Raw genomic sequence first — 24,299 nt, 5'->3', positions numbered from 1 at the left:
AACCGATCGTGCCCCGTGCCGCCTGCCCGACGCCGCTGCCGGAGATGTTCGTGCAGGTCAGGGGCCTTTCTAAAGACATGTCGGAAAAATCCGTACGGATTCTGCGGCGTGCTGGTGCGACGGACGGGTAACCGGGCGGCGCAGTCCATTGGACAGGAGGGACATCATGCCGGAAACCCTTGCGGTCAGGCAGGTCGACATCGGTAGCGCCTTGACCGACATGTGGCGGTCGGTGCTGCTCTTTGTGCCGAGGGCCATCGCGTTCATCGTCATCCTCGTGGTGGGCTGGCTCATCGCCCGCGCGGTACTCAAGATCGTGGACGCGGCGCTGGAACGGGTGGGCTTCGACCGGGCGGTCGAACGGGGCGGGATCAGACGGGCGCTGGAACGCACCAAGTACGACGCCAGTGACATCCTGGCCCGACTGGCGTACTACGCGGTGCTGCTGTTCACCCTGCAGTTCGCCTTCGGGGTGTGGGGGCCCAACGCGATCAGCGACCTCATCCGGGGGGTGGTGGCCTGGCTGCCACGGGCGTTCATCGCGATCGTCATCGTGGTGGTGGCCGCCGCTATCGCCAACGCCGTCCGGGACCTGGTCTCCGGTGCGCTCGGCGGCCTGTCGTACGGCAAGGTGCTCGCCGACCTGGTGGCGGTCTTCATCCTGGCGCTGGGCGTCATCGCCGCGCTGAACCAGGTCGGTATCGCCACCACGGTCACCACGCCGGTCCTGATCGCGGTGCTCGCCACCGTGGCCGGCATCCTGATCGTCGGCGTCGGCGGTGGTCTGGTGAAGCCGATGCAGTCCCGCTGGGACGGCTGGCTGGACCGGGCGGCCGAGGAGTCGCGGGCGGTCCAGGAGCACCGGCGGGCCCGCGCGGCCGGGCAGGGCGACATGAGCCGGCAGATGGCCGACCGGGGCGGCGAGCGGACGCAGACCATGCCGCGCGTCGACGAGGCCCGGACGATGGCCGGTGGCCGGGGCACCTACCAGTCGGGTCAGTCCGGCGACGAGACCCAGCAGTTCGGTCGTCCGGGCAGCTGAGTCGGCACGTACCACCGGGAGGGTGTCCGCGCGACGCGGACGCCCTCCCGTTCGCGCTGCGCCGGGCCGTCCCCGCCGCGGTCGGTCAGGCCGGGTCGAGGTGCCGGGGGTCGAGGGTGCGGGCCAGGGCGCAGACCGCGAGCAGCCGGGTCAGCACCCAGTCCGGCGCGGCGAAGTCGGCCGCGCCGACGGGCAGCAGGCCGTGCGCGCCGGCGGTGTCCCGGATCCCCTCGGCATAGCCGGCCAGGGCCGCCGGGGTGAGCGGCCGGCGGTCACCGTCGAGGCTGTCCCGGACGGCTGCGGCGTGCTGGTCGACCAGCGCCAGCAGGCCCGGCCGGGCCCGCGCGGCGGCGAGGCCGGGAGCACCGACCGAGGCGGTGAGCAGGGCCAGCCGGGAGCGTGCCGCGCGCACGGCGGTCCCGGTCGCTCCCTGGGGGTACGGCACTCGCATGAGGACCGAGGTTAGCCACCGGCTGACCGGGGCGGGGTCGGCCGCCCGGCCGGTCCCGGCGCACCCTTGCGGCCGGCCGGCCTCCGCCACGCGGACCGACCCGGTCCCCGGCGGGCAGAGGGAACACCGCGCTCACCGGCCACCTGCGCGGCCGGGACGGGCGGCAACGGGACGACCCGGACACCCGATCCGGGTCCCCCGGCCCGTCCCAGGGCTGGCCCGGGGCGTGTCCCAGGGCTGGCCCCGGGCCCGTCCCAGGCTGGCCCGGGGCCGCGCCTCAGGGGGTCAGCGAGCCGAGCAGGACGGTGCCGGCGCAGGGCAGTTGCCCGACGTTGCCGACGGTCAGGAGGTACTGCCGTTGGCTGGTGCCGTCCGGGTTGATCCGCTGCGCGTACCGGCTCCGGGTCACCTCCAACTGGCAGGCGGTGCCGCCGCCGGCACCCGTCGGGGACGCCCCGGGCAGGTAGACCGCGCTCAGCGGGTTGGCGTTGGTCCAGGTCCAGCTGGCCGAGGCGCCGACGGCCAGGGTGCCGGTCGACCAGGAGGCCGCCGGGCTGGTCTGGGCGAGCTGGAACTGCCCGGAGCAGGTGATCGTGCCGATGTTGCGCAGCACGAAGTAGAACTTCCGGACCCCGTCGGGCTCCTGCCGGTACCAGGTGCGGGTGATCTCCAGCTGGCAGGCGGCCGTCGCGGTCGCCCCGGTCGGCGTCAGCCCCAGCAGGTACGACACCGTCGGCGCGATCTGCTCCACCCAGCCGTAGTTGCCGCTCGCCCCGGGGGCCAACGCCCCGGTCGACCAGTCGTGGGTCGGGGTCAGCCAGGACAGCAGGACGGTGGCCCCACAGCTGGTCGTACCGCTGTTGCGGATCACGAAGTGGAAGCGCCGCTCGCCGCTGGGCTGCCGGGAGTACCAGCTGCGGGTCACCTCGAACTCGCACGGGGTCGTGGAGTTCGCCCCGGTCGGGGAGAAGCCCACCTGGTAGGCGGCGTTGAGCGGGTTGGCGTTGTTCCACACCCAGCCCTGGGTGGCGCCGGCGGCGACCGGGCCGGTGGACCACGACGCCTGCTGCGCGGCGCTGCGGGTGGTGGCCCGGTCGCGGGCGTCCCGTTCAGCGCCGGCCGGGGCGGCCGGGGCGGCCGGGGCGGCCGGGGCGGGCGTCGGGGCGAGCAGCACGGCTGCCAGCAGGCTCAGCAACCAGGTCCACACCGTCGGTCGTCTCGTCACGGTCGGTGCTCCTCAGCGGTCGGGTCGGCGGTGGTCCGGGTGCCGCCGGTGGGCGCACGGTGGTCCGGTTGCCCGGGAGCGGCAGTCGACCTGCGTCGGTCGCTGCCCGGGGCGGCAGCCGACGTGGCTGGTCGTGGTGCCGGGTGCGGCTGGGGACAAGGTCGCACAGGGACGGCCGGCGCGGTGGGGCCGATATCCGACAGCGCGGTAGCGCCCCGTGGCGCCCCGACGTCGCTACAGTCCAGATCCCGCCTGGAAGGAATCCCACCGATGGCAATGTCCCGAACCGGCCGCCGGTGGTGCGGCGCGCACCTCGCCGCCCTCCTCGCGGTGACCCTCGTCGCACCGCTGCCGTACCCCGGCGCGGCGGTCGCCGGCACCGGACTCGGCGACGGCGACGTGCTGGTCGCCCGCACCGCGCAGGACTACGTCTACCGCACCTACCAGCGGCGCTGGTCGGTGGTCGCCGTCCAGCCCGGCGCGACCGCCGACTGGGACCTGACCCTGCGCGACGCCGCCGGCACCACCCTGGCCACCAGCTGGTACGGCGTCGGGCGCACCGACTTCGTGGTGGTCGACTCCACGGCCGGGCACCGGCCGTTCGGCGCGTACACGGCCGCCGTGAGCGCGTACACGGCCGGCCCGTACTGGGTGCAGCAGCGCACGGACACCACCACGATCACCCTGCCGCCGGTGACCCACTCCGGCACCACCGGAGCGGCCGACCCCGACCTGACCTTCTCCAGCCTGGTCGACCACGACGTGATCACCGTCGCCGACCTCTACCTGACGGCGGGGGAGTCGTTCTGGGCGAACACCACGACCGCCGCGTCGTCGCTGCTGCTGGCGGAGAGCGACCCGGCCGACCCGGCGACCTTCGCCCAGGGCCGGGCCACCGTGGCCGCCCGGCAGCACACCCAGGTCCTCGACGGCTGCACGCTCTATACCGCCCAGCGCACCGGCTGGCACGCCCTGGTCCAGCTCGGCGACCGGGCACCCAGCACGCACGTCCCGACCCAGGGGACCGGGTACGCCCTGCACCGGGTCGACCCGGCCCGTCCGCTCAGCTGCCCGCAGCGGGAGTTCCCCGGCCCGACCCCCTGATCAGCGGTACGGCCGGGCGGGTGTCATTCCGCGGGGGTGGCGTCGGCCGGGCGACGACGGCCGGCGTCGTCGGCGATGATCACGGTGGCCACCATCAGCGCGACGCAGAGGCTGAACAGCCACGAGTCGTCGGAGGAGAATTTGGCGGAGACCGGAGCCTGGAGCGCGGCGAGCAGGAAGCCGAGCCAGGCCAGGCGACGCTGACGAGGGGTGAGGAAACCGGAGCCCTGTTGCATCCCGAAAGTCTTGCGCGCCCCCTGCGGATTACCGTCAGCCGAACGGTGGATTCTGGACTACCTGTCCGCTTTCCTGCCCGTCCGGGCGTTCCAAACCACCGGTTCGGGGGAGGCGACAATCACGTCGACCCGTTCTCGATGATGCGGCAGGATGAGCCTCCGTGCCCGTCGCCCCGCCCCGTACCTCCCTGCTCCTGCTCGCCTACCTCGCCTTCGTCAGCCTCGGCCTGCCCGACGGCCTGCTCGGCGTCGGCTGGCCCTCGATCAGCACCGAGTTCGGCGTACCCACCGCAGCGGTCGGCCTGGTGCTCACCGCCGGCACGATCGGCTACCTCACCTCCAGCGTCCTGGCCGGGTTCACCCTCGCCCGGCTCGGCGTGGGCCGGCTGCTCGCCGGCAGCACCCTGCTGGCCAGCCTGGCGCTGACCGGGTACGCCAGCGCACCCGGGCTGACCGTGCTGATCTGCTGTGCGCTGGTGCTCGGCCTCGGCTCCGGAGCCATCGACTCCGGCCTCAACGCGTACGCGGCCGGGGCGTTCGGCCCCCGGCACATGAACTGGATGCACGCCTTCTTCGGCCTCGGCGTGGCGATCGGCCCCCTGGTGATGACCGCCATGCTGAGCACCGGCGCGGGCTGGCGCTGGGGATACGCGGTCACCGCCGCCGCCCAGCTCGCGCTGGCCACCGCGTTCGCGCTCACCGTCGGCGCGTGGCGGGACCGGGCGGGCGGCCCGGGGTCGCCGAAGCGCGCCGGGCCGGCCGGGGAGACCGCCGCCAGTGCACCGGTCGACGCCGTCGCCGCCGCGCCGGTCGGGCCCCCGCAGCGTGGTCCGGTCGACGACGTTGTGCTGGGCGGGGTGGCGACGCCGGGCGGGGCGGCGGAGCCGGCCGTGGTGCGGATCGCCGAGACCCTGCGGCTGCCCGCCGTCTGGTTCGGCGCGCTCGCCTTCGCCATCTACGTGGCCATCGAGGTGTCCGCCGGGCTCTACGCGTTCCTGCTGCTCACCGAGGGGCGAGGGCTGTCCGCCGCGGTCGCCGGGCTGAGCGTCTCCGCCTACTGGGGGAGCCTGTTCGTCGGCCGGGTGGTGCAGGGGCTGGTCGCCGAACGGCTCGGCACCGCCCGGGTGCTGCGGGGCAGCCTGCTGGGGATGGCCGTCGGGGCGGTGCTGATCGCGCTGCCGGCCCCGGGCTGGGTGACGGTGGCCGGCCTGGTCGTGCTCGGTTTCGCCGCCGCGCCGGTGTTCCCGCTGCTCACCCTGAGCACGGCGGAGCGGGTCGGTCGGCAGCACGCGGACCGGGTGATCGGCGTGCAGATTGGCGCAGCCGGGATCGGGGCCGCCCTCATCCCGGCCGGGCTCGGGGTGCTGCTCGGTGACACGTCGGTGCGGTTGCTCGGCCCGGTGCTGACGGTGCTGGCGGTTGCCCTGCTGGTGGCGCACGCGGCAGCCGCCCGCCGCACCGCCGCACCGGCCGACTGAGCGGGCCGTTGGATCACATGGTGTCCGGGCCGGTACGTCCCGTCGTGGAGGGGCGGTAGGCACGCTCGGTGTCGGTCATCTCCCGACGCTCGGCGGCCGGGCCGGCACCCCGGTCCACCGGTTCGGGGCCGTGCCCGAAGGCCGCCTCCTCACCCGCGTCGTTGCCGGTCGGATCGTCGGCCTGCCCGTCGATGGTGGACCGCGCGATCGCCCGGTCCAACTCCTCCAGCGGTGTCTTCTCCTCGTCCCGCCAGACCCTGCCGTCGTTGTCCGTCATCCCTTCGCGGTACCCCGACCAGATGATCGCAAACGGCCAACCCGGGGGCGGACCGCAACACCCCGGCACCGCGGACGGCCGCCGGGGGAGCCGGCGGCCGTCGGTGGAGCGCCTGACGTACGTGCGTGGGTGTGGATCAGGGCTGCGGGCGGTCGACCGACCCGCGCCACGCGCCGGTCTCCTGACCGCGACGCTCGATGAACTGCTTGAACCGCTCCAGGTCACCCTTGGTGCGCCGGTCCACCACGCCGAGCTTGTCGCCGGCCTGCTCGACCACGCCGTGCGGCTCGAAGTCCATCTGCAGGGTCACCCGGGTGTTGTCCTCGTCGAGGCGGTGGAACGTCACCACGCCGGCCTGCTGGGTGCCGCCTGTCGACTTCCAGGCCACCCGCTCGTCGGGCAGCTGCTCGGTGATCTCGGCGTCGAACTCGCGCTTGACCCCGGCGATCTCCACCGTCCAGTGGGTCATCGTGTCCGACAGCTGCCGGACCTCCTGCACCCCCTCCATGAAGTGGGGGAACTCCTCGAACTGGGTCCACTGGTCGTAGGCGGTCCGTACCGGTACGGACACGTCCACATGTTCGATAACGCCGCTCATTGGAAGTCCTCCTCTGCCCGCTGGTGGTCGTCCGGATCGTGGGCCGATCCGGTCACCAGCGCGTCGTCTCGTTTCGGTGCCCGAGGGCGGCCCACACCTCGGAAATCGTCTGGTAACGGGTGCCCTCCGGCAGCCGCTCCAGGGCGGCCACGAGGTCGTCGGGCGCCTGGTTCTCCCGCGCGTTGGCGATCAGGGCCAGGCGGTCCCCCGGCAGGGCCGCCATCGTGATGAACCGGCCCAACCGGCTGCGCGCCTCCACGTCCTCCGAGGTCATCCCCTGGGGGGTGCCGGTCCGCAGGTCGCCCGCCGGGGCCGTGGTGGCGCCCGGCTGGTCCTCGCCGGCCGGCTCCGCCTCGCGGAACTCCTCGACCCGCGAGCCCGCGGTGCCCGGCCCCTGGACGAGGCCGCTGACCTCCTGGCTCATCTGGTCGTCGACCCTCGGTGCGTGCTTGCTGCTGCCACGTTCCATGTCTGGTGTGCTACCCGCAGTCGGTGCGGGGAAACGCCGGGCCGGACACGGGTACCCGACCGGTCACGAACCGGCGGTGGCCTTCGGCGGCAACGCCGGCTCAGCCGCGGCGTCCCGGCCCGCCTGCAACCGGCGTCCCCGCTGCAACTCGGCGTTGATCTGCACCCCGAACATCAGCGCCGAGTTCGACAGGTACAGCCACACCAGGAAGGCGATGACCGCGCCCAGGCTGCCGTAGGTGACGTCGTACGAGCCGAAGTTGGCCACGTAGAGGCCGAAACCGAAGGAGACGACGATCCAGGACAGCAGGGCCACCGCCCCGCCCGGGGTGAGCCAGCGGAACCGGGGCTGCCGGACGTTCGGTGCTATCCAGAACATCAGCGACAAAAGTGTCATCATCACCATGGCCAGCACCGGCCACTTCGCGACGCTCCACACCGTGCGGGCCAGTCCACCCGCCCCCACCAGGTCGCCCACCGCGTCGGTCACCGGCCCGCTGACGATCAGGCCCAGCGCCACCACCGCGAGCAGCACCAGCGACAACGCGGCCATCGCGATCTGCAACGGGCGCAGCCGGTAGAACGGGCGGCCCTCCTCGACCCCGTAGATCGCGTTGGAGGCCCGGGTGAACGCGCCGATGAACCCGGACGCCGACCACAACGCGCCCGCCAACCCGAAGCTGAGCAGCACCTTCGTGCCGCTCTGCTGGTCGACCACCGTGCGGACCACCGAGACGAAACCCTCGTTGCCGACCACCGAGCCGGCCCCGATGTCGCGGGCCAGATCCAACACCGTGTCCACGGTGCGCTCGCCGTCGGAGACCAGACCGACCAGGGCGACCACCACGACCGTGGACGGAAAGAGGGCGAGCACCCCGTAGTAGGTCAACGCCGCCGCCCAGTCGGCGCAGTTGTCCTTCACGAAACCCTGCCCGCTGCGGATCAGCACCCCCCGCCAGGTGGACCAGCTCAACTGGCGCATCCGCCGGGGAATCCGCAGCTGCGGTCCGTCCTCGGCGACCGCGGTCGGCTCCGTCGTCGCTGCCATGCTCGGCTCCTCGTCGCCCGGCGACCCGCGGACCCGACGTCCGGTGCGCGCCTGGGCCGGGCGGTACCCGACGGCGGAAATCGACAAACCCGACGCCCGTGTTTGCCGGTGCGGGCGCAGGGAACCGTGCAGACAGCCAGACAGTCGACGCGGAGGAGGACGAGATGCCCGGGCGCGAGGTACTGCCCAGCACGCTGCGACGCTCCCCGGACAAGGCGCAACGCACCTGGGAGAAGACACACGACTCGGCGGTGCAGACCTACGGCGAGGGGGAACGGGCGCACCGCGCCGCCTTCGCCGCCGTCAAGCACAGCTTCGAGAAGGTCGGCGACCACTGGGAACCCAAGGGACGCAAGGGACCCAGCGACCGGCAGGCCGCAGGCGGTGGCCCCGCCCGCCGGGCACCCACCGCCGGTGGAGTGGACGCCAACGCCACCAAGGACCACCTGATGCAGGTGGCGAAGAAACTCGACGTGCCCGGCCGCAGTCGGATGACCAAGCCGGAACTGGTCAAGGCCATCGAGAAGGCCAACGACCGGGCCACCCGCAAGGCCCGGGGCGACTGACCGCCGGATCCGGTGAGGTACGCGGGCCGCTCCGGTTCGGGGCGGCCCGGCTCACCAGTGCCCGCCGGCCGGCGGTTCCAGGTGGACCGCCTTGACCGCGCTGAACTCGTCCAGCAGTTCCGGGCCGTACCCGAAGCCGTGGCCGCTGCCCCGGCGTGGCTGCGCGGCACCACCCGGAGCGCCCCCGAACACCGCGTTGACCTTCACGGTGCCCACCGGCAGCTCCCGCCAGGCCCGCTGGGCGTGGCTCATCGACCCGGTCAGCACCGTCGCCGCCAGCCCGTACGGCGAGTCGGCGGCACACCGCAGCGCCTCGCTGAACGAGTCCACCGTCACCACCGCCGCCACCGGCCCGAACGTCTCCTCCCGGACCAGCGTCATCTCGTGCCGGCAGTCGGTGACCACCGTCGCCGGATAGAACGCCCCCGGCCCGTCCGGCAGCACCCCACCGGCGCGTAGCGTCGCCCCCTGCGCCACCGCCGCCGTGACCTGCCCGTGCACCTGGTCGCGGTGCCGCCGGTCGACAAGCGGGCCCAGCTCGGTGGCCGGGTCGCGCCCCGGCCCGACGACCAGCGCCCCGGCCCGCTGCACCAGCGCGTCGACGAAGTCCTCCGCGACGTCCCGGTGCGCGTAGATCCGCTCCACCGCCACGCAGAGCTGCCCGGCGTTGGCTAACGCCCCGAGGGCCGCCTGTTCGGCCGCCCAGCCCGGGTCCACCCCGGCGTCGACCACCAGCGGGTCGCTGCCGCCGTTCTCCAGCAGGGCCTTGGCCCCGGTCCGGGCGCAGGCCGCCGCGATCGCCCGGCCGGTCGTGGTGGCACCGACGTGCGCCACCACGTCCACCGGCTGCGCGGCCAACGCCGCACCCACCTCCGCGCCCCCGGTCAGCAGGGACAGCACCCCCGCCGGGAACACCCCGTCGAGCAGCCGGGCCAGCAGCCAACCGGTCACCGGGGTCCGTTCGCTGGGCTTGAACAGCACCACGTTGCCGGTGACCAGGGCGGCACCGAGCAGGCCGCAGGAGACCGCCACCGGGTCGTTCCACGGGGTGATCGCGGCGACCACCCCCCGAGGCTGCGGCGTCATGAAGTCGATCGCGTCGACGCCGCCGTGCAGCGTCCGGCCGCCCCGCAGCGGGCCCAGTTCGGCGTACTGGCGCAGGGTGCCCACGCCGGCCGCCACCCCGCCCCGGGCGTCACCCAGCGGCTTGCCCATCTCCGCCGTGGTCGCCGCGGCCAACTCCTCCGCGTCCGCCGCCACCGCGTCCGCTGCCTGGAGCAGCAGCTCCGCACGCTGCGCCGTCGCGGTGGCCGCCCACTCGGCGGCCACCTCCCGGGCCGCCTCGACCGCCTTGGCCACCTCGTCCGCCGTCGCCACCGGCACGGTGCCGACGGGGGAGCCGTCGGCCGGATCGTGGACCGTCAGCTCACCACCCTCGCCGCCCGCGCCCCACACCCCGCCGATCAGCTGCTCCACCCGGTACATGCGGCGGGATGCCCCGCTCCCGGCGAAGCAAACGCGTTTCGCCCGGTTGCCGGCCGGGTAGCCGGATCTGATGACCGCGACCGGCACGGACAGCGCGGACGCCGTCGTCATCGGCGCCGGACACAACGGCCTGGTGGCCGCCAACCTGCTCGCCGACGCCGGCTGGGACGTCCTGGTGCTCGAGGCGACCGACGCGCCCGGTGGGGCGGTGCGCTCCGCCGAGGTCACCGCCCCCGGCTACCTCAGTGACCTCTACAGCTCCTTCTACCCCCTCGGGTACGCCTCCCCGGTGCTGGCCGGCCTCGACCTGCCCCGCTACGGGCTGACCTGGACGCACGCCCCCGACGTGCTGGCCCATCTGCTGCCCGACGGGCGGGCCGCCGTGATCAACCGGGACCTGGACACCACGGCCGCCTCGCTGGAGACGTTCGCCCCCGGCGACGGGGACCGCTGGCGGCACGCGTACGCCGACTGGGCGCAGGTGTCCGGGCCGATGCTCGACGCCATCACCACCCCCTTCCCCCCGGTACGCGGCGGGCTGGGTCTGCTACGCCAACTGCGGGTCGGCGGCGCGCTGCGCCTGGCCCGCCGGCTGGTCCTGCCGGTACGCAAACTCGGCGGTGAACTGTTCACCGGCGAGGGCGGCCCCGCGCTGCTGGCCGGCTGCGCCCTGCACACCGACCTGTCCCCCGAGGAGGCCGGCTCCGGCGTGTACGGCTGGCTGCTGGCCATGCTGGGTCAGCAGGTCGGCTGGCCGGTGCCGGTGGGCGGCGCGCAGCGGATCACCGACGCGCTGGTCGCCCGGCTCACCGAACGCGGCGGCCGGATCTCCTACCGGGCGCAGGTCGACCGGGTGCTCACCGCCCGGGGCCGGGCGATGGGGGTGCGCACCGTCGGCGGGGCCACCTTTCGGGCCCGCCGGGCGGTGCTCGCCGACGTGCCCGCTCCCGCCCTCTACCTGGACCTGGTGGGTGCCGCTCTGCTGCCACCCCGGCTGGTGGAGGACCTGGCCCACTTCCGCTGGGACGGCTCCACCCTCAAGGTCGACTGGGCGTTGTCCGCCCCGCTGCCGTGGACCAACCCGGCGGTGGCCGGCGCCGGCACCGTGCACCTGGGCGCCGATCTCGACGGGCTCACCACGTACTCCGCCGAACTGGCCCGGGGCGAGATCCCGGCGCAGCCGTTTCTGCTGGTGGGGCAGATGAGCACCGCCGACCCGACGCACTCGCCGGCCGGCACCGAGTCGCTCTGGGCATACACCCACCTGCCGTTCCGGCGGCACTGGCGGGCCGAGGACATCGCCCGGCAGGTGGACCGGATGGAGGACGTGCTGGAGGCCGCCGCCCCCGGGTTTCGCAGCCGGATCGTCGGCCGGCACGTCGCCGGTCCGGCCGAGCTGGAGCAGGGCGACCCGAGCCTGGTCGGCGGGGCGCTGGGCGGTGGCACCGCGGCGGCGTACCAGCAGCTGTTCCTGCGCCCGATCCCCGGCCTGGGCCGGGCCGACACCCCCATCGACCGGCTCTACCTGGCCAGCGCGTCGGCGCACCCCGGCGGCGGGGTGCACGGCGCACCCGGCGCGAACGCCGCCCGCGCCGCGCTGGCCCGCGACCGTGCCGTCACCGGCGGCCTGTACGCCGGGATGATCGACGCCGCGCACCGGACGCTCTACCGCGCCGACCACTGAACCGGGCGGAACCGGCCCTGCGGCGGGCACCGGCGACCCCGGTCACCGGCGCCCGCGTCAGGAGTCCAGGTTGCGGTGCCGGGTACGCAGCTTGAACGGCATCAGCGCGCTCTCCACCTTGGTCGCGGTCGTCATCTTGGACAGGCCGTCGCGACGCTCCTCGAACCGGATCGGCACCTCCAGGATGGTGTGCCCCAGCTTGGTGGCCAGGTAGTGCATCTCCACCTGGAAGCTGTAACCGTTCGACTGCACCCGGTGCAGGCCGATGTCGCGCAACGCGTCGGCCCGCCAGATCTTGAAGCCGGCGGTCAGGTCACGGATGCGCACCCGCAGCAGCGTGTGCACGTACAGGTTGGCCCAGCCGCTGAGCGCCCGCCGGTAGAGCGGCCACGCCTCGTCGAGCTGGCCGCCGGGCACGTACCGGGACCCGATCACCACGCCGGCCTGGGTGGACAGCAACGCCCCCAGCATCCCGGGCAGCGCCTCCGGCGGGTGCGACAGGTCGGCGTCCATCTGCGCCACGTACTCCGCGCCGCCGTCCAGGGCCCGGCCGATGCCGTCGACGTACGCCCGGCCCAGGCCCTCCTTGCCGGCCCGGTGCACCACCTGCACCTTGTCCGGGTGCTCGATGGCCAGCTTGTCGGCCACCTCGCCGGTGCCGTCCGGCGAGTTGTCGTCGGCGACGAGCACCTTCAACCCCGGCAGCGGAAGGGCCAGCAGCCGGTCGACCAACACCGGGAGGTTGCCCGCCTCGTTGTAGGTGGGGACCACGACGGTCAGGCGTGCGTCCCGCCACGGTGACGGCAGCTCCACGGGTTCGATCATGTCGGACATCCTCAGTCGGCGGACGGCATTCCCCCACAGGGTAGCCAAAAGCCCGGCGGGACCCCGCCGAGGCTCCCCGCGACCGCCCGGTCACCGATCGGCGTGCGTGTCGGCCTTCTGCCGTACGGCGATGTCGGAGAGCCGACGCAGGGTCTCCTTGTTGCGCTGGTGCAGCACCAGGTCGTTGAGCTTGGTGCGGAACCAGCGCAACGGGCCGGCGGCGAAGTCCTCGCCGATGCGGACCCGGGTCGCACCGTCACCGGTCGGGGTCAGGGTGAACACCACGATCGCCTCCCCGGCCGGCCACAGGCCGGCCCGCAGCACCAGCCGGTGCGGTGGGTCGCAGGCCAGCACCGTCGAGGCGTCCTCCAGCGAGAACGGCCACGGCCCGGCCCGGTGGTGCAGCCGGGTGCCCACCCGGGGCCACTGCGCGTCGACGTCGCGCACGTGCACCGTGCCGACCACCCAGTCGCTGTACGTCCACCCGTCGGCCAGCACGTCGAAGACCTGCTGCGGGGGTGCATCGACCACTCTCTCCACGATCGCCATCGCTGCCCTGTACCCGGGTCGTCCCGGCCTAACCCGGCGCGTTAGCTTCTCCGGGCCGACGGGTAACGCTGCACCGGCGACCCGACCCACCTGCCGACAGGGTCAGGTTTACTCCCCGGGGCCTCGGGAACCCGCCGCCCGTGCCACGGGACGCGGAGCCATATCAGTGCAGGCCAGGCCGGGTTGACCCGGGCGTTGGCCGGGGCCGTCCCGCGCTGTACGACGCGGTGCTGCTCGACCGGGACGGCACCCTGATCGAGGACGTCCCCTACAACGGCGACCCGGACAAGGTCCGGCCGGTGCCGGGGGCCCGGGCGGCACTGGACCGGCTGCGCGCCGCGGGCCTGCGCCTCGGGGTGGTCACCAACCAGTCGGGGCTGGCCCGGGGGCTGTTCACCGCCGCACAGCTGCGCGCCGTCAACGCCCGGGTGGAGGAACTGCTCGGCCCGTTCGACACCTGGCAGCACTGCCCGCACGACGAGCGCGCCGGCTGCGGCTGCCGCAAGCCCGCCCCCGGCATGGTGCACGCCGCCGCGCGGGCGCTCGGCACCACCGCGGACCGTTGCGTGCTGGTCGGGGACATCGACGCCGACCAGGCCGCCGCCGCTGCGGCCGGTGCCGCCGCGATCCTGGTGCCCACCCCCACCACCCGGGCCGCCGAGGTGGCCGCCGCCGGACACGTCGCCGCCGACCTGCCCGCCGCCGTGGACCTGATCCTGCGCCGGGCCGCCCTGGTCGCCGCCCCGTCCCCGCGCCGCACCGGCACCGTGCTGGTGGTCCGCAGCGACTCCGCCGGGGACGTCCTGGTCACCGGTCCCGCCATCCGCGCCGTCGCCGGTCACGCCGGGCGCGTCGTGCTGCTCTGCGGCCCCCGGGGCCGGGACGCCGCCGCCCTGCTGCCCGGTGTCGACGAGATCGTCGAGTGGCCGCTGCCCTGGATCGACGGCGCACCCGCCCCGGTCGACCCGCAGGACATCGACCGGCTCACCGCCCGGCTGCGGGCGGTACGCGCCGACGAGGCGGTCGTCTTCACCTCCTTCCACCAGTCACCGCTGCCGCTGGCCCTGCTGCTGCGGATGGCCGGTGTCCCGAGGGTCAGCGCGATCAGTGACGACTACCCCGGCTCCCTGCTCGACGTCCGGCACCGGGTCCCCGCCGGGCTGCCCGAGCCGGAACGGGCGTTGTCGCTGGCCGTCGCCGCCGGCTTCGCCCTGCCCGACGGCGACGACCTGCGGCTGCGGGTGCGCACCGACCGGCTGCCGCCCACACCGGCCGGGCTCGGCGGCCCCGGCTACCTGGTGCTGCATCCCGGTTCGGCGGTGCCGAGCCGGGCCGTGCCACCCGACCTGGCCGCCCGGATCGTCCGGGTGCTCACCGCCGCCGGGCACCGGGTGGCGGTCACCGGTGGACCCGACGAGGCCGCGCTGACCGCCCGGGTGGCCGGCGACACCGGCATCGACCTGGGCGGCCGGACCGGGCTGGCCGAGCTGGCCGGGGTGCTCGCCGACGCCGGTGCGCTGGTGGTGGGCAACACCGGGCCGGCGCACCTGGCCGCCGCGCTGGGCGTGCCGGTGGTCAGCCTGTTCGCCCCGACCGTCCCCTACGGACAGTGGGGTCCGTACCGGGTGCCGACGGTCCGGCTGGGCGACGCCGCCGCGCCCTGCCGGGACACCCGGGCCACGGTCTGCCCGGTGCCCGGCCACCCCTGCCTGGCCGCCGTCGAGCCGGGCCGGGTCCTCGACGCGGTACGCCTGCTGGGCGTTCCCGCCGACGCCCCGACCGGCCCGGTCGGCGTGCCGCTCCTCGGCCCCGCCGGACCGTCGCCGGCCGGACCGTCGCCGGCCGAGTCACCGGCCGGACCCTCGCCGGCCGGGGCGTCGCCGGTGACCGTGGGGCGGGGGAGTCACCGATGAACATCCTGCTCTGGCACGTACACGGGTCGTGGACCACGTCCTTCGTGCACGGCAAGCACCGCTACCTGGTGCCGGTCACCCCCGACCGGGGCGCGTACGGGCTGGGCCGGGCGCGCACCTACCCGTGGCCGGACAGCGCCGTCGAGGTGACCCCGCAGCAGTTGCGCCACGCCGACGTCGACGTGGTGCTGCTGCAACGCCCCGAGGAGTACGACCTGGCCGGCGAGTGGCTCGGCCGGCCGGTGGGCCGGGCGGTGCCGGCGGTCTACGTCGAACACAACACCCCGAAGGGCGACGTGCCGAACACCCGGCACCCGATGGCCGACCGGGACGACCTGCTGCTCACCCACGTCACCCACTTCAACGAGCTGTTCTGGGACAACGGGAGCACCCGCACCGCAGTCGTCGAGCACGGGGTGGTGCCCCCCGCCGTCACCTGGACCGGCGAGCTGGACCGGCTCGCCGTCGTGATCAACGAGCCCCTACGCCGGGGCCGGATCACCGGCACCGACCTGCTCGCCCGGTTCGCCGAGATCGCCCCGCTGGACGTCTTCGGGATGAAGGTCGCCGGGCTCGCCGACCACCTCGGACTGCCGGCCGACCGGCTGACCAGCCACGACGACGTCCCGCAGCACCGGATGCACGCCGAGTTGGCCCGGCGGCGGGCCTACCTGCACCTGTGCCGGTGGACCTCGCTGGGGCTGAGCCTGATCGAGGCGATGACCATCGGCATGCCCGTGGTCGCGCTGGCCACCACCGAGGCCGTACAGGCGGTGCCACCGGGGGCGGGGGCGCTGTCCACCCGGGTCGACACCCTGCTCGCCGCCGCCGCCGGGTTCGTCGCCGACCCCGCCGAGGCCCGCCGGGTGGGTGCGCAGGCGCGTACCGCCGCGCTGGGCCGTTACGGCCTCGACCGTTTCCTCGCCGACTGGGACCGCCTGCTGGAGGAGGAAGTATGCGCATCGCGATGATCTCCGAGCACGCCAGCCCGCTCGCCGTGCTGGGCGGTGAGGACGCCGGTGGGCAGAACACGCATGTCGCGGAACTCTCCGCCGCGCTGGTGGCGGCCGGCCACGACGTCCGGGTCTACACCCGGCGCGACGCCGTCGACCTGCCGGTCACCGTCCGGGCCCCGGACGGGTACGAGGTGGTGCACGTGCCCGCCGGTCCGGCCGAGCCGGTCGCCAAGGACGCCCTGCTGCCGCACATGAAGGAGTTCAGCCACTGGCTCACCGCCCGGTGGCGGGGCGGGGACTGGACACCCGAGGTGGTGCACGCGCACTTCTGGATGAGCGGGCTGGCCGCGCTCGCCGCCAGCCGGCAGACCGGGGTGCCGGTGGTGCAGACCTACCACGCGTTGGGCACCGTCAAGAAGCGCTACCAGGGGGTGCAGGACACCAGCCCGGCCCGGCGGATCGGCTACGAACGGGAGCTGGGCCGCGCCGTCGACCGGGTCGTCGCCCAGTGCCGCGACGAGGTCGGGGAGCTGGTCCGCCTCGGTGTCCCCCGGTCCCGGATGACCGTCGTGCCGTCCGGGGTGAACCTGGACACCTTCGCCCCGCTCGGCCCGGCCGTCGAGCGGGAACCCGACCGTCCCCGGGTGCTCACCGTGGGCCGGCTGGTCGAGCGTAAGGGCTTCCAGACGGTGATCCGGGCGATGGCACTGGTGCCCGACGCCGAGTGCCTGGTGGTCGGGGGGCCGCCCGCCGGGCTGCTGGAGACCGACCCGTACGCCCGGCGGCTGCGGGCGCTCGCCGGCACCTGCGGGGTCGCCGACCGGGTCCGGCTGGTCGGGGCGGTGCCCCGGGAGGAGATGGGCCGCTGGTACCGGTCGGCCGACGTGCTGGTCGCCGCGCCCTGGTACGAACCGTTCGGGCTGACCCCGCTGGAGGCGATGGCCTGCGGGGTGCCCGTCGTCGGTACCGCGGTCGGCGGCATCCGCGACACCGTGGTCGACGGGGTGACCGGCGACCTGGTCCCGGCCCGTGACCCGCAGGCGTTGGCCGCCGCGCTGGGCAGCCTGCTCGGCGACCGGATCCGCCGCTTCGGGTACGCCACCGCCGCGTTGCAGCGGGCCCGCCACAGCTACTCCTGGGCGACCGCCGCCGACCGGCTGGCCGAGGTGTACGCCGAGGTCGCCGCCGTGCACCGGCCGAGCCGGGTGGTCGCCTGATGACGACGTCGACCCGGGCGGCGCGGGCCGGCCTGCTGGACGCGCACCTCGACCTGCTGGTCGAGGCGATGCTGCCGTACCGCGCGGCGGAGCCGTTGCTGGCCCGCTGGGGCACCGAGCTGGCCGGCATCCTGGCCGGCGGCGGGCGGTTGCTGGTCGCCGGCAACGGGGGCAGCGCCGCCGAGGCCCAGCACCTCACCGCCGAGCTGGTCGGCCGGCTGCGTGACGACCGGCAGCCGCTGTCGGCGATCGCCCTGCACGCCGAGACCTCGGCGTTGACCGCGATCGGCAACGACTACGGCTACGACGAGGTCTTCGCCCGCCAGGTGCGGGCCCACGGCCGGCCGGGTGACGTGCTGCTGCTGATGTCGACCAGCGGGGCCAGCGGCAACCTGCTCGCCGCCGTCGACGCCGCCCGGGAGACCGGGTTGCGCTGCTGGGCGTTCACCGGCCCCGCGCCGAACCCGCTCGCCGGGGCCTGCCACGAGGCGCTGACCGTCGCCTCCCCGGACAGCCAGGTGGTGCAGGAGCTGCACCTGGTCTCCACCCACGTGCTCTGCGAGTACGTCGACCGGGCGCTGCCCACGGCGCTGGCGGCCCTGGCCGGGCAGTCGGCCGCCGTGGCCGCCGACCGTGGCGTCGCCCCGACCGGGCCGCCGCCCGCCCCCCCGGTCGGCGTCCCGGACCTGCCGGTCGACGGCCCGCCGGCCGACGAACTGCCCGATCCGCTGGTGGACGCCGTGCCCGACCCGTCGGTGGACGCCGTGCCCGACCCGTCGGTGGACGCCCTGCCCGACCCGTCGGTGGACGCCCTGCCCGACCCGTCGGTGGACGGTCCGTTGGTGGATGGTCCGGCGGGGGATCGTCGGCCCGTGCCGCCGCTGGCGGATCCCGGTCCGGTGCGGGCCGGGGTGGAGGTGGTCGTCGACGGGATCGACCCGGCGGCCGACGGGCACCGGGAGGATCCGGCGTGAGGGGCCCACTGGTGGTGGTCGGGGACACCCTGCTCGACCGGGACGTCGAGGGGGTGGTGAACCGGCTCTGCCCCGACTCACCCGTGCCGGTGCTGGACGAGACGGCGTACGCCGACCGGCCCGGCGGGGCGGGCCTGGCCGCCGTCTTCGCCGCCGCCGCAGGTGCCGAGGTGGCGTTGGTGACCGCCCTCGCCGACGACGCCGGGGCGGCCCGGCTCAGTTGCCTGCTGACCGCCGCCGGGGTGCAGGTGTACGGCCTGCCGCTGGCCGGGACCACGCCGGAGAAGATCCGGCTGCGGGCCCGGGGCCGGGTGCTGCTGCGCCACGACCGGGGCGGCGCGGCGGGCGAACCGGGGCCACCCTCCGAGGCGGTCCTCCGGCTGCTCGCGGGGGCGTCCGCAGTGCTGGTCAGCGACTACGGCCGGGGGGTGGCCCGGCAGCCGGCGCTGCGGGCGGCGCTGGCCGCGACCCGGGCCCCGGTGGTGTGGGACCCGCATCCGCGTGGCCCGGTCGCCGTGCCCGGGGTGCAGTTGGTCACGCCGAACGAGGCGGAGGCCCGGGACCTGGCCAAGGTGCCGCCGGGCGGGTCACGGCTGGCGGTCGCGGCCCGTGCCGGGCAGGGGCTGCGGGACCGGTGGCGGGCCGGGGCGGTGGTGGTCACCCTCGGCGGTGACGGCGCGCTGCTCTGCTCTGCCGGGTCGACCCCGCTGATGGTCTCCGCGCCGCTGTCCGCGGAGGGGGACACCTGCGGGGCGGGGGACCGGTTCGCCGCGGCGGCCGGGCTGGCGCTGGCCCAGGGTGCGCTGGTCTCCGAGGCGGTCCAGGCGGCGGTCGGCGCGGCGTCGGCGTACGTGGCGGACGGGGGAGTGGCCACCGCGCTGCCCGCACCGGTGCGGGCCTGCCCGCCGGTGCTGGTCGGCGGCGGGGAGCGGATCGGGGCCGCCGCCGCCGGTGCGGTGGTGGCCGAGGTCCGGGCGGCCGGCGGGACGGTGGTGGCCACCGGCGGTTGCTTCGACCTGCTGCACGCCGGGCACGTGGCGACCCTCCAGGCCGCCCGGCAGCTCGGCGACTGCCTGGTGGTGTGCGTGAACTCCGACGCCAGCGTCACCGCGCTCAAGGGCCCGGACCGGCCGGTGATCCCGCAGGGGGACCGGGCCCGGCTGCTCGCCGCGCTGGGCTGCGTCGACGCGGTGGTGGTCTTCGACGAGACCACCCCGCACGCGGCGCTGGGCTGGCTGCGGCCCGACATCTGGGTCAAGGGCGGGGACTACGCCACCGGCGTCGGTGACGGACCGGCCCTGCCGGAGGCCGAGCTGTTGCGCCGGTGGGGTGGGGACAGCGTGGTGGTGCCGTACCTCGCCGGGCGTTCCACCACCGAGATGATCGCGGCGGCCCGCGGTGGACGCCGGACCGCCGCCCCGCAGCCGGGGCCGGCGGGTACCCCGGCCGGCCCGGCGCCTTCGACGGCGGGCCCGGCACGTACGACAGCGGAGGGAGCACGATGAGCAGCAGTCCACCCGGTGCCGGTCCGGCCGTCCTGGTCACCGGCGGGTCGAGCGGGCTCGGCGCGGCGGTGGTCGCCGCCGTGGCCGGCTCCGGCGGACGACCACTCGTGCTGGACCGACGCCGCCCCGGCGACGGGGTGCCGTGGGTCGAGTGCGACCTGGCCGACACCCGGGCCGCCGAGGAGGCCACCCGGGAGCTGGCCGAGCAGGCCGGCGGGTTGGACGCGGTGGTGACCGCCGCCGGGATGGACGTGCCGGGCCGGCTGGCCGACGTCCCCCGCGACACCTGGGAGCGGATCGTCGTGGTGGACCTGCTCGCCACGGTGGCGGTGATCCGGGCCGCGCTGCCCTACCTGGCGGAGTCCCGGGGCAACGTCGTCACGGTCGCCTCCACCCTGGGCGTCAAGGCGGTCGGGGACGCCACCGCGTACTGCGCGGCGAAGTTCGGGGTGGTCGGGTTCACCCGGTCGCTCGCCGCCGAGCTGGCCGGCAGCGTCGGGGTGACCCTGGTGATCCCGGGCGGGATGCGGACCGCCTTCTTCGACGACCGCGACCCGCAGTACCGACCGGGGCCGGACGCGAAGCTCAACGACCCGGCCGACACCGCCGCCGCGATCATGTTCGCGCTGTCCCAACCACCCGGCTGTGCCGTGCGGGAACTGGTGGTCTGCGCCGAACAGGAGACCTCGTACCCGTGATCCTGGTGCTGCGGGCGCTCGGCGTCGGTGACCTGGCCACCGCGGTGCCCGCGCTGCGGGCGCTGCGGGCCGGATACCCGGACGAGGAGCTGGTGCTGGCCGCGCCGGCCTGGCTGGGCCCGCTGGTCGACCTGGTCGGCGGGATCGACCGGTTACTGCCCACCGACGACCTCGGCCGGCCACCCTGGCCCGATACGACCGGGTGGCCCGACCGGTCGTCCGGTGGTGCGCCGCCCTGGCTCGGGTCGTCGCCGTCGGGTGCGCCGGGGTGGTCCGGGCCGCCGCCGGAGGTGGCGGTCAACCTGCACGGGCGGGGACCGGGCTCGCACCGGATGCTGGCCGGGGCGGGCCGGCTGTGGGCCTTCCGGTGTCCGCCGGCCGGGCACTGCGCCGGCCCCGGCTGGCGCGACGACGAACACGAGGTGGACCGGTGGTGCCGGTTGCTCGCCTGGTACGGCGTCACGGCCGACCGCACCGACCTGGCGTTGCGGCGGCCGGCAGCGGGGCGGATGCCGACCGGGGCGACAGTCGTGCATCCCGGCAGCAAGGTCGAGGCGAAGCGGTGGCCGGCGGACCGGTTCGCCGCGCTGGCCCGGCAGCTGACCGACCGGGGGCACCGGGTGGTGGTGACCGGTTCGGCCGGCGAGCGGGAGCTGGCCGGCCTGGTGGCGGCCGAGGCGGGCCTGCCGGGGTCGGCGGTGCTGGCCGGCCGGACCGACCTGGGCGAGTTGGCCGCGTTGGTGGCCGCCGCCCGGCTGGTGGTCAGCGGGGACACCGGGGTCGGCCACCTCGCGACCGCCTACCGGGTGCCGTCGGTGCTGCTGTTCGGCCCGGTGCCTCCGGCCCGGTGGGGGCCGCCGCCGGACCGGCCGTGGCACCGGGTGCTCTGGGCGTCGGGCGAGGATTGCGACGGTTCGTCCGGGGTACCACCGGCGTCGAGATGGGCGGCGCTCCCGGTCGACCGGGTGCTGGCCGCCGTGGACGAGGCCGAGGAAACGGTACGGGTCTGAGGTGCGACTGCGGCGTAGTGATCCGGGTCGGGCGGGGTACGGGCGTCGCCGACGCGGCAAGGGCTGGACCTTCCTGGACCGGCACGGTGACCGGGTCCGGGACCCCGACACCCTGGCCTGGCTGGGCGACCTGGTGATCCCACCGGCCTGGTCGGACGTGTGGATCGCGCCGTACCCCAACGGGCACATCCTGGCCACCGGCACCGACGCCGCCGGGCGCCGGCAGTACCTCTACCACCCCGAGTGGCGGCGTAAGCGGGACGAGGCGAAGTTCGACCACGTGCTGGAGGTGGCCCGGCGGCTGCCGAGCCTGCGGGAGCGTATCGCCGGTGACCTGGCCGGCCGGGGGCTGAACCGGGACCGGGTGCTCGCCACCGTCGCCCGCCTGCTCGACATGGGCACCTTCCGGGTCGGCAACGAGCAGTACGCCGTCGGGGAGGACGCCACCTTCGGCGTGTCCACCCTGCGCCCGGAGCACGCCCGGTCCCGGGGCGGCTGCGTGGTCTTCGAGTTCCCGGCCAAGGGCGGCATCGAACAGGTCCGCCGGATCGAGGACCCGCAACTGTGCCGGGTGCTGACCCACCTGCGTCGGCGGCGGCGGACCGAGGAACGGCTCTTCGGCTACTGGGACGGGCGGACCTGGCGGGACGTGCGCAGCGACGAGGTCAACGGCTACCTGCGCGACGCCAGTGGCGGCGAGATGACCGCCAAGGACTTCCGCACCTGGCACGCCACCGTGCGGGCGGCCACGGAACTGGCGACCGTGGGGGCGCAGCGTTCCGTGACGGCCCGTCGCCGGGCGGTGGCCGGGGTGATGCGGGAGGTCGCCGAACTGCTCGGCAACACCCCCACGGTGGCCCGTACGTCGTACGTGGACCCCCGGGTGGTCGACCTCTACCACGACGGGGTGGTGCTGCCCGTGGCCGCAGGCTCCCCGCAGGAGCAGGTCGAGCGGCTGGTGCTGGAGTTGCTGGAGGAGGCCTGACCGGCCCCGCCGCGAGTCCTGGGGGGAAGGGCGACGGGGCCGGGGTCGGTGCGGCCGGGGAGCCCACCGCGTGATGTCGGTCGCGCCGGGTGGATGCGGCACCGGGGCGGTCGTCCGTGACCGTGGGTCACGGACGCCACCGCGGTCCCCCGTTACCGTCGGGCCGCACGGTCGGGTGACCGTCGGCCCACGGTCAGTATGTCGGCCCCGGGTTGACTTCGGACGCCGGGCTGTTGACTATCCGTGCCTGTTGCAGGTGGAGCGTCCGGTACGCCTGGGGGGTCAGCTGATGGGCGGCCCGGAAGGCGCGACTGAAGTGCGCCTTGTCCCGGAAACCCCAGCGGGCGGCGATGGCCTGGACCGGCCGGTGCGCCAGCGCGGGATCGGCCAGGTCCCGCCGGCAGCGCTCCAACCGCAGCTCCCGGATGTACGCCGCCACCGTGGTCTGTTCCGCCTCGAAGAGCCGGTGCAGGCTCCGTACGGAGACGTGGTGCGCCTCGGCGATGGTGGCGGGGGTCAGCCCGGCGTCGCCCAGCCGACGTTGGGCGTACGCCCGCACCTGGGCGAGCAGCGCCTGACGGCGTACCTCGCGGGGCAGCTCGTCCTCGGCGACCAGGTACCGGCCCAACATGGTGGAGACCAGGTCCAGCGCCACCCCGCCCAGCCGTTCGGCGTCGGCCTGCCGGTACTGCTCGGGGTACGAGGTGATCCGGGTCAGGTACTGGGCGACCAGCGCGCCGATCCCCTCGCTGGCCGACATCCGGCCGGCCAGCAGCGGCGTGAGCCGATCCGGGGTCAGCGGGATCGACCCGTACGGGATCAGGGCGACGATCGAGGCGGCGTGCTCCGCGCCGTTGCCGTCGCCGAGGTGGCTCACCTCGTGCGGCCGGGAGCCGTCGTAGAAGGTGAACTCGCCCGCGCCCAGGCGGCTCTCCCGCCCGGCCTGCCCGGCGATGCCGGTGCCGTTGGTGGTGAGGGCGAGCATGTGGAAGTCCACCTCGGTGCGGCGGACCAGCTTCGCGGTGCGGACCGCCTCCAACGACGGGTAGCGGTACCGCACCAACTGGAGCGGACCCAGTTCGACGAACTCGGCGCGGGCCCGGAAGTCGTGCTGGTGCGCGGAGCGGATCCGCAGCGGCGCGGCGGTCCGGGCGACCAGGTCCAGCCACATCCCGAACCGTTCCGTCGGTGGCAGTTGTTCGGTGTCGATCACTGTGCGGTGCACCATGTCCGGCCTCCCCGTCGGCGGGCATCACCCCACTATTGTGGACGAAGAGGCCACCCCGCGTGCACCCAGCAAGATCATGCTGCTTCCTGGTTGTAGTGGCCTCCGGACGTGGCGAGGCCGCTACAACCATGTTCGAGCGTGACCTTGAGGCAGGAACCCGCGTACGCGCGGTGCGGTCGGCACGGGTCGACGACGCTGACGACAGCGCGGGCCGGGCCAGCCTGACGGCGGCCCGGCCCGTAGCCGTGCGCGGTGCGGTGTTCAGTCGTTGAGGACCTGGGAGAGACGGTCGCGGAACCTGCGCTCCGAGTCGCTGACCTGGTCGCCGCCGATGCCGAGCAGCCCTCCGCTGGACGCCGCCCCGACCACCTGCTCGGCGATCTCCACCAGCCAGTGCCGGTAGGCCCCGCCCTCGCCCTCGTCGACCTTGGCGGCCAGCAGGGCGGCCGCCTCCCCGGCCCGGACCAGCACGTCGTCGATGAGCGCCTGCGGGTCGGCCGGCGAGATCACCGGCAACTCCTCGCCGGCCTCCGGGTCGCCCACCCGGGACACGATCTCCCCGGCGACGGCGGCGACCAGCGGGCTGGCCGACTCCCGACCGGTGGCGATGGTCTCCAACCCGGCCGCGTTCTCGGCCCGGGTCCGCCGGGCGCCGTCCGACTCGGCGGCGCTCGCCGCGGTCAGGACCGACTGCGGCAGGCCGACCAGCAGCCCCCACTCCTCGTCGGAGAACCCGAACCCGGTGTACGCCGGCTGTTCGATCACGACTGAGCCCCT

The 24,299-nt window shown here is 75.0% G+C and carries 24 protein-coding genes and 1 pseudogene; 13 read left to right on the top strand and 12 right to left on the bottom strand.

The window, feature by feature from the left end; all coding sequences use genetic code 11:
* Positions 1 to 166 precede the first annotated feature (166 nt).
* A complete protein-coding gene (locus tag AB0C22_RS17835) occupies positions 167 to 1,042 on the top strand; it encodes a hypothetical protein (protein ID WP_208569387.1) in 876 nt (291 codons plus the stop codon).
* Positions 1,043 to 1,127: 85 nt separating this feature from the next.
* On the opposite strand, the gene AB0C22_RS17830 is transcribed toward AB0C22_RS17835, so the two are convergent.
* On the bottom strand, positions 1,128 to 1,493 hold the full coding sequence (locus AB0C22_RS17830) for a DUF6401 family natural product biosynthesis protein (RefSeq protein WP_357535929.1): 366 nt from the start codon (positions 1,491 to 1,493) through the stop codon (positions 1,128 to 1,130).
* Between the two features lie 277 nt (positions 1,494 to 1,770).
* A complete protein-coding gene (locus AB0C22_RS17825; protein ID WP_357535927.1) occupies positions 1,771 to 2,718 on the bottom strand; it encodes a hypothetical protein in 948 nt (315 codons plus the stop codon).
* A 270-nt stretch (positions 2,719 to 2,988) separates the two neighbouring features.
* On the opposite strand from AB0C22_RS17825, the gene AB0C22_RS17820 reads away from it, so the two are divergent.
* The gene (locus AB0C22_RS17820; RefSeq protein ID WP_219469485.1) at positions 2,989 to 3,822 is read left to right on the top strand and encodes a hypothetical protein; all 834 of its coding nucleotides are present in this window, start codon (positions 2,989 to 2,991) and stop codon (positions 3,820 to 3,822) included.
* A 23-nt stretch (positions 3,823 to 3,845) separates the two neighbouring features.
* On the opposite strand, the gene AB0C22_RS17815 is transcribed toward AB0C22_RS17820, so the two are convergent.
* Entirely contained in the window at positions 3,846 to 4,058 is a 213-nt protein-coding gene (locus AB0C22_RS17815; protein ID WP_219469489.1) for a hypothetical protein, read from the bottom strand.
* A 161-nt stretch (positions 4,059 to 4,219) separates the two neighbouring features.
* On the opposite strand from AB0C22_RS17815, the gene AB0C22_RS17810 reads away from it, so the two are divergent.
* Complete coding sequence (locus tag AB0C22_RS17810; RefSeq protein WP_357535924.1) at positions 4,220 to 5,536, top strand: MFS transporter; 1,317 nt, start codon at positions 4,220 to 4,222, stop codon at positions 5,534 to 5,536.
* A gap of 13 nt (positions 5,537 to 5,549) precedes the next feature.
* Here AB0C22_RS17810 and AB0C22_RS17805 read toward each other — a convergent pair whose 3' ends face one another.
* From AB0C22_RS17805 to AB0C22_RS17790, 4 genes are all read right to left on the bottom strand, one after another.
* Positions 5,550 to 5,813: a hypothetical protein gene (locus AB0C22_RS17805; protein ID WP_219469496.1), complete on the bottom strand. Its 264-nt coding sequence runs from the start codon at positions 5,811 to 5,813 to the stop codon at positions 5,550 to 5,552.
* A gap of 136 nt (positions 5,814 to 5,949) precedes the next feature.
* Complete coding sequence (locus tag AB0C22_RS17800) at positions 5,950 to 6,411, bottom strand: SRPBCC family protein (protein ID WP_219469499.1); 462 nt, start codon at positions 6,409 to 6,411, stop codon at positions 5,950 to 5,952.
* A 52-nt stretch (positions 6,412 to 6,463) separates the two neighbouring features.
* Complete coding sequence (locus AB0C22_RS17795; RefSeq protein WP_219469502.1) at positions 6,464 to 6,880, bottom strand: DUF2795 domain-containing protein; 417 nt, start codon at positions 6,878 to 6,880, stop codon at positions 6,464 to 6,466.
* Between the two features lie 63 nt (positions 6,881 to 6,943).
* Positions 6,944 to 7,927 (bottom strand): YihY/virulence factor BrkB family protein, encoded by a 984-nt coding sequence (locus AB0C22_RS17790; RefSeq protein ID WP_219469504.1) that lies wholly within the window; start codon positions 7,925 to 7,927, stop codon positions 6,944 to 6,946.
* Between the two features lie 164 nt (positions 7,928 to 8,091).
* Between AB0C22_RS17790 and AB0C22_RS17785 the strand changes: the two genes are divergently transcribed.
* Positions 8,092 to 8,493, top strand: coding sequence for a ChaB family protein (locus AB0C22_RS17785; protein WP_208569397.1), 402 nt, complete (start codon positions 8,092 to 8,094; stop codon positions 8,491 to 8,493).
* Between the two features lie 51 nt (positions 8,494 to 8,544).
* Here AB0C22_RS17785 and AB0C22_RS17780 read toward each other — a convergent pair whose 3' ends face one another.
* On the bottom strand, positions 8,545 to 9,978 hold the full coding sequence (locus AB0C22_RS17780; RefSeq protein WP_357535921.1) for an aldehyde dehydrogenase family protein: 1,434 nt from the start codon (positions 9,976 to 9,978) through the stop codon (positions 8,545 to 8,547).
* Between the two features lie 70 nt (positions 9,979 to 10,048).
* Here AB0C22_RS17780 and AB0C22_RS17775 point away from each other — a divergent pair, with 70 nt between their 5' ends.
* A complete protein-coding gene (locus tag AB0C22_RS17775) occupies positions 10,049 to 11,662 on the top strand; it encodes an NAD(P)/FAD-dependent oxidoreductase (protein WP_219469510.1) in 1,614 nt (537 codons plus the stop codon).
* Positions 11,663 to 11,719: 57 nt separating this feature from the next.
* Here AB0C22_RS17775 and AB0C22_RS17770 read toward each other — a convergent pair whose 3' ends face one another.
* Both AB0C22_RS17770 and AB0C22_RS17765 read right to left on the bottom strand, forming a co-directional pair.
* Entirely contained in the window at positions 11,720 to 12,487 is a 768-nt protein-coding gene (locus AB0C22_RS17770; protein WP_208569400.1) for a polyprenol monophosphomannose synthase, read from the bottom strand.
* A 90-nt stretch (positions 12,488 to 12,577) separates the two neighbouring features.
* On the bottom strand, positions 12,578 to 13,036 hold the full coding sequence (locus AB0C22_RS17765) for an SRPBCC family protein (RefSeq protein ID WP_208569401.1): 459 nt from the start codon (positions 13,034 to 13,036) through the stop codon (positions 12,578 to 12,580).
* Positions 13,037 to 13,176: 140 nt separating this feature from the next.
* Between AB0C22_RS17765 and AB0C22_RS17760 the strand changes: the two genes are divergently transcribed.
* From AB0C22_RS17760 to AB0C22_RS17725, 8 genes and pseudogenes are all read left to right on the top strand, one after another.
* Complete coding sequence (locus AB0C22_RS17760) at positions 13,177 to 14,949, top strand: HAD-IIIA family hydrolase (protein ID WP_357535918.1); 1,773 nt, start codon at positions 13,177 to 13,179, stop codon at positions 14,947 to 14,949.
* Positions 14,946 to 15,920, top strand: a complete 975-nt coding sequence (locus tag AB0C22_RS17755; protein WP_357535916.1) for a glycosyltransferase — start codon at positions 14,946 to 14,948, stop codon at positions 15,918 to 15,920. The genes AB0C22_RS17760 and AB0C22_RS17755 overlap by 4 nt, the downstream gene beginning before the upstream one ends.
* Positions 15,905 to 17,122 (top strand): glycosyltransferase, encoded by a 1,218-nt coding sequence (locus tag AB0C22_RS17750; protein ID WP_208569404.1) that lies wholly within the window; start codon positions 15,905 to 15,907, stop codon positions 17,120 to 17,122. Before AB0C22_RS17755 ends, AB0C22_RS17750 begins: the two co-directional genes overlap by 16 nt.
* A 68-nt stretch (positions 17,123 to 17,190) precedes the next feature.
* Positions 17,191 to 17,730, top strand: a pseudogene (locus AB0C22_RS17745) (SIS domain-containing protein); the annotation flags it as partial.
* 362 nt (positions 17,731 to 18,092) lie between these two features.
* On the top strand, positions 18,093 to 19,601 hold the full coding sequence (locus AB0C22_RS17740) for a PfkB family carbohydrate kinase (RefSeq protein ID WP_357535914.1): 1,509 nt from the start codon (positions 18,093 to 18,095) through the stop codon (positions 19,599 to 19,601).
* Positions 19,598 to 20,299, top strand: a complete 702-nt coding sequence (locus tag AB0C22_RS17735) for an SDR family oxidoreductase (RefSeq protein WP_219469516.1) — start codon at positions 19,598 to 19,600, stop codon at positions 20,297 to 20,299. Before AB0C22_RS17740 ends, AB0C22_RS17735 begins: the two co-directional genes overlap by 4 nt.
* A complete protein-coding gene (locus tag AB0C22_RS17730; protein ID WP_219469518.1) occupies positions 20,296 to 21,309 on the top strand; it encodes a glycosyltransferase family 9 protein in 1,014 nt (337 codons plus the stop codon). The genes AB0C22_RS17735 and AB0C22_RS17730 overlap by 4 nt, the downstream gene beginning before the upstream one ends.
* A gap of 1 nt (position 21,310) precedes the next feature.
* Positions 21,311 to 22,294: a DNA topoisomerase IB gene (locus AB0C22_RS17725; RefSeq protein ID WP_357535911.1), complete on the top strand. Its 984-nt coding sequence runs from the start codon at positions 21,311 to 21,313 to the stop codon at positions 22,292 to 22,294.
* A gap of 193 nt (positions 22,295 to 22,487) precedes the next feature.
* On the opposite strand, the gene AB0C22_RS17720 is transcribed toward AB0C22_RS17725, so the two are convergent.
* Positions 22,488 to 23,522 (bottom strand): helix-turn-helix domain-containing protein, encoded by a 1,035-nt coding sequence (locus AB0C22_RS17720; protein WP_357535909.1) that lies wholly within the window; start codon positions 23,520 to 23,522, stop codon positions 22,488 to 22,490.
* Positions 23,523 to 23,783: 261 nt separating this feature from the next.
* On the bottom strand, positions 23,784 to 24,287 hold the full coding sequence (locus tag AB0C22_RS17715; RefSeq protein WP_357535907.1) for a hypothetical protein: 504 nt from the start codon (positions 24,285 to 24,287) through the stop codon (positions 23,784 to 23,786).
* Between the last annotated feature and the right edge of the window lie 12 nt (positions 24,288 to 24,299).

The sequence above is a fragment of the Micromonospora sp. NPDC048894 genome, from assembly GCF_040649765.1.
In the GTDB taxonomy this organism is placed as follows: Bacteria; Actinomycetota; Actinomycetes; order Mycobacteriales; family Micromonosporaceae; genus Micromonospora; species Micromonospora antibiotica.
Note: the sequence above shows the minus strand (reverse complement) of the source record. Positions and strands in the feature narration are given on the sequence as shown.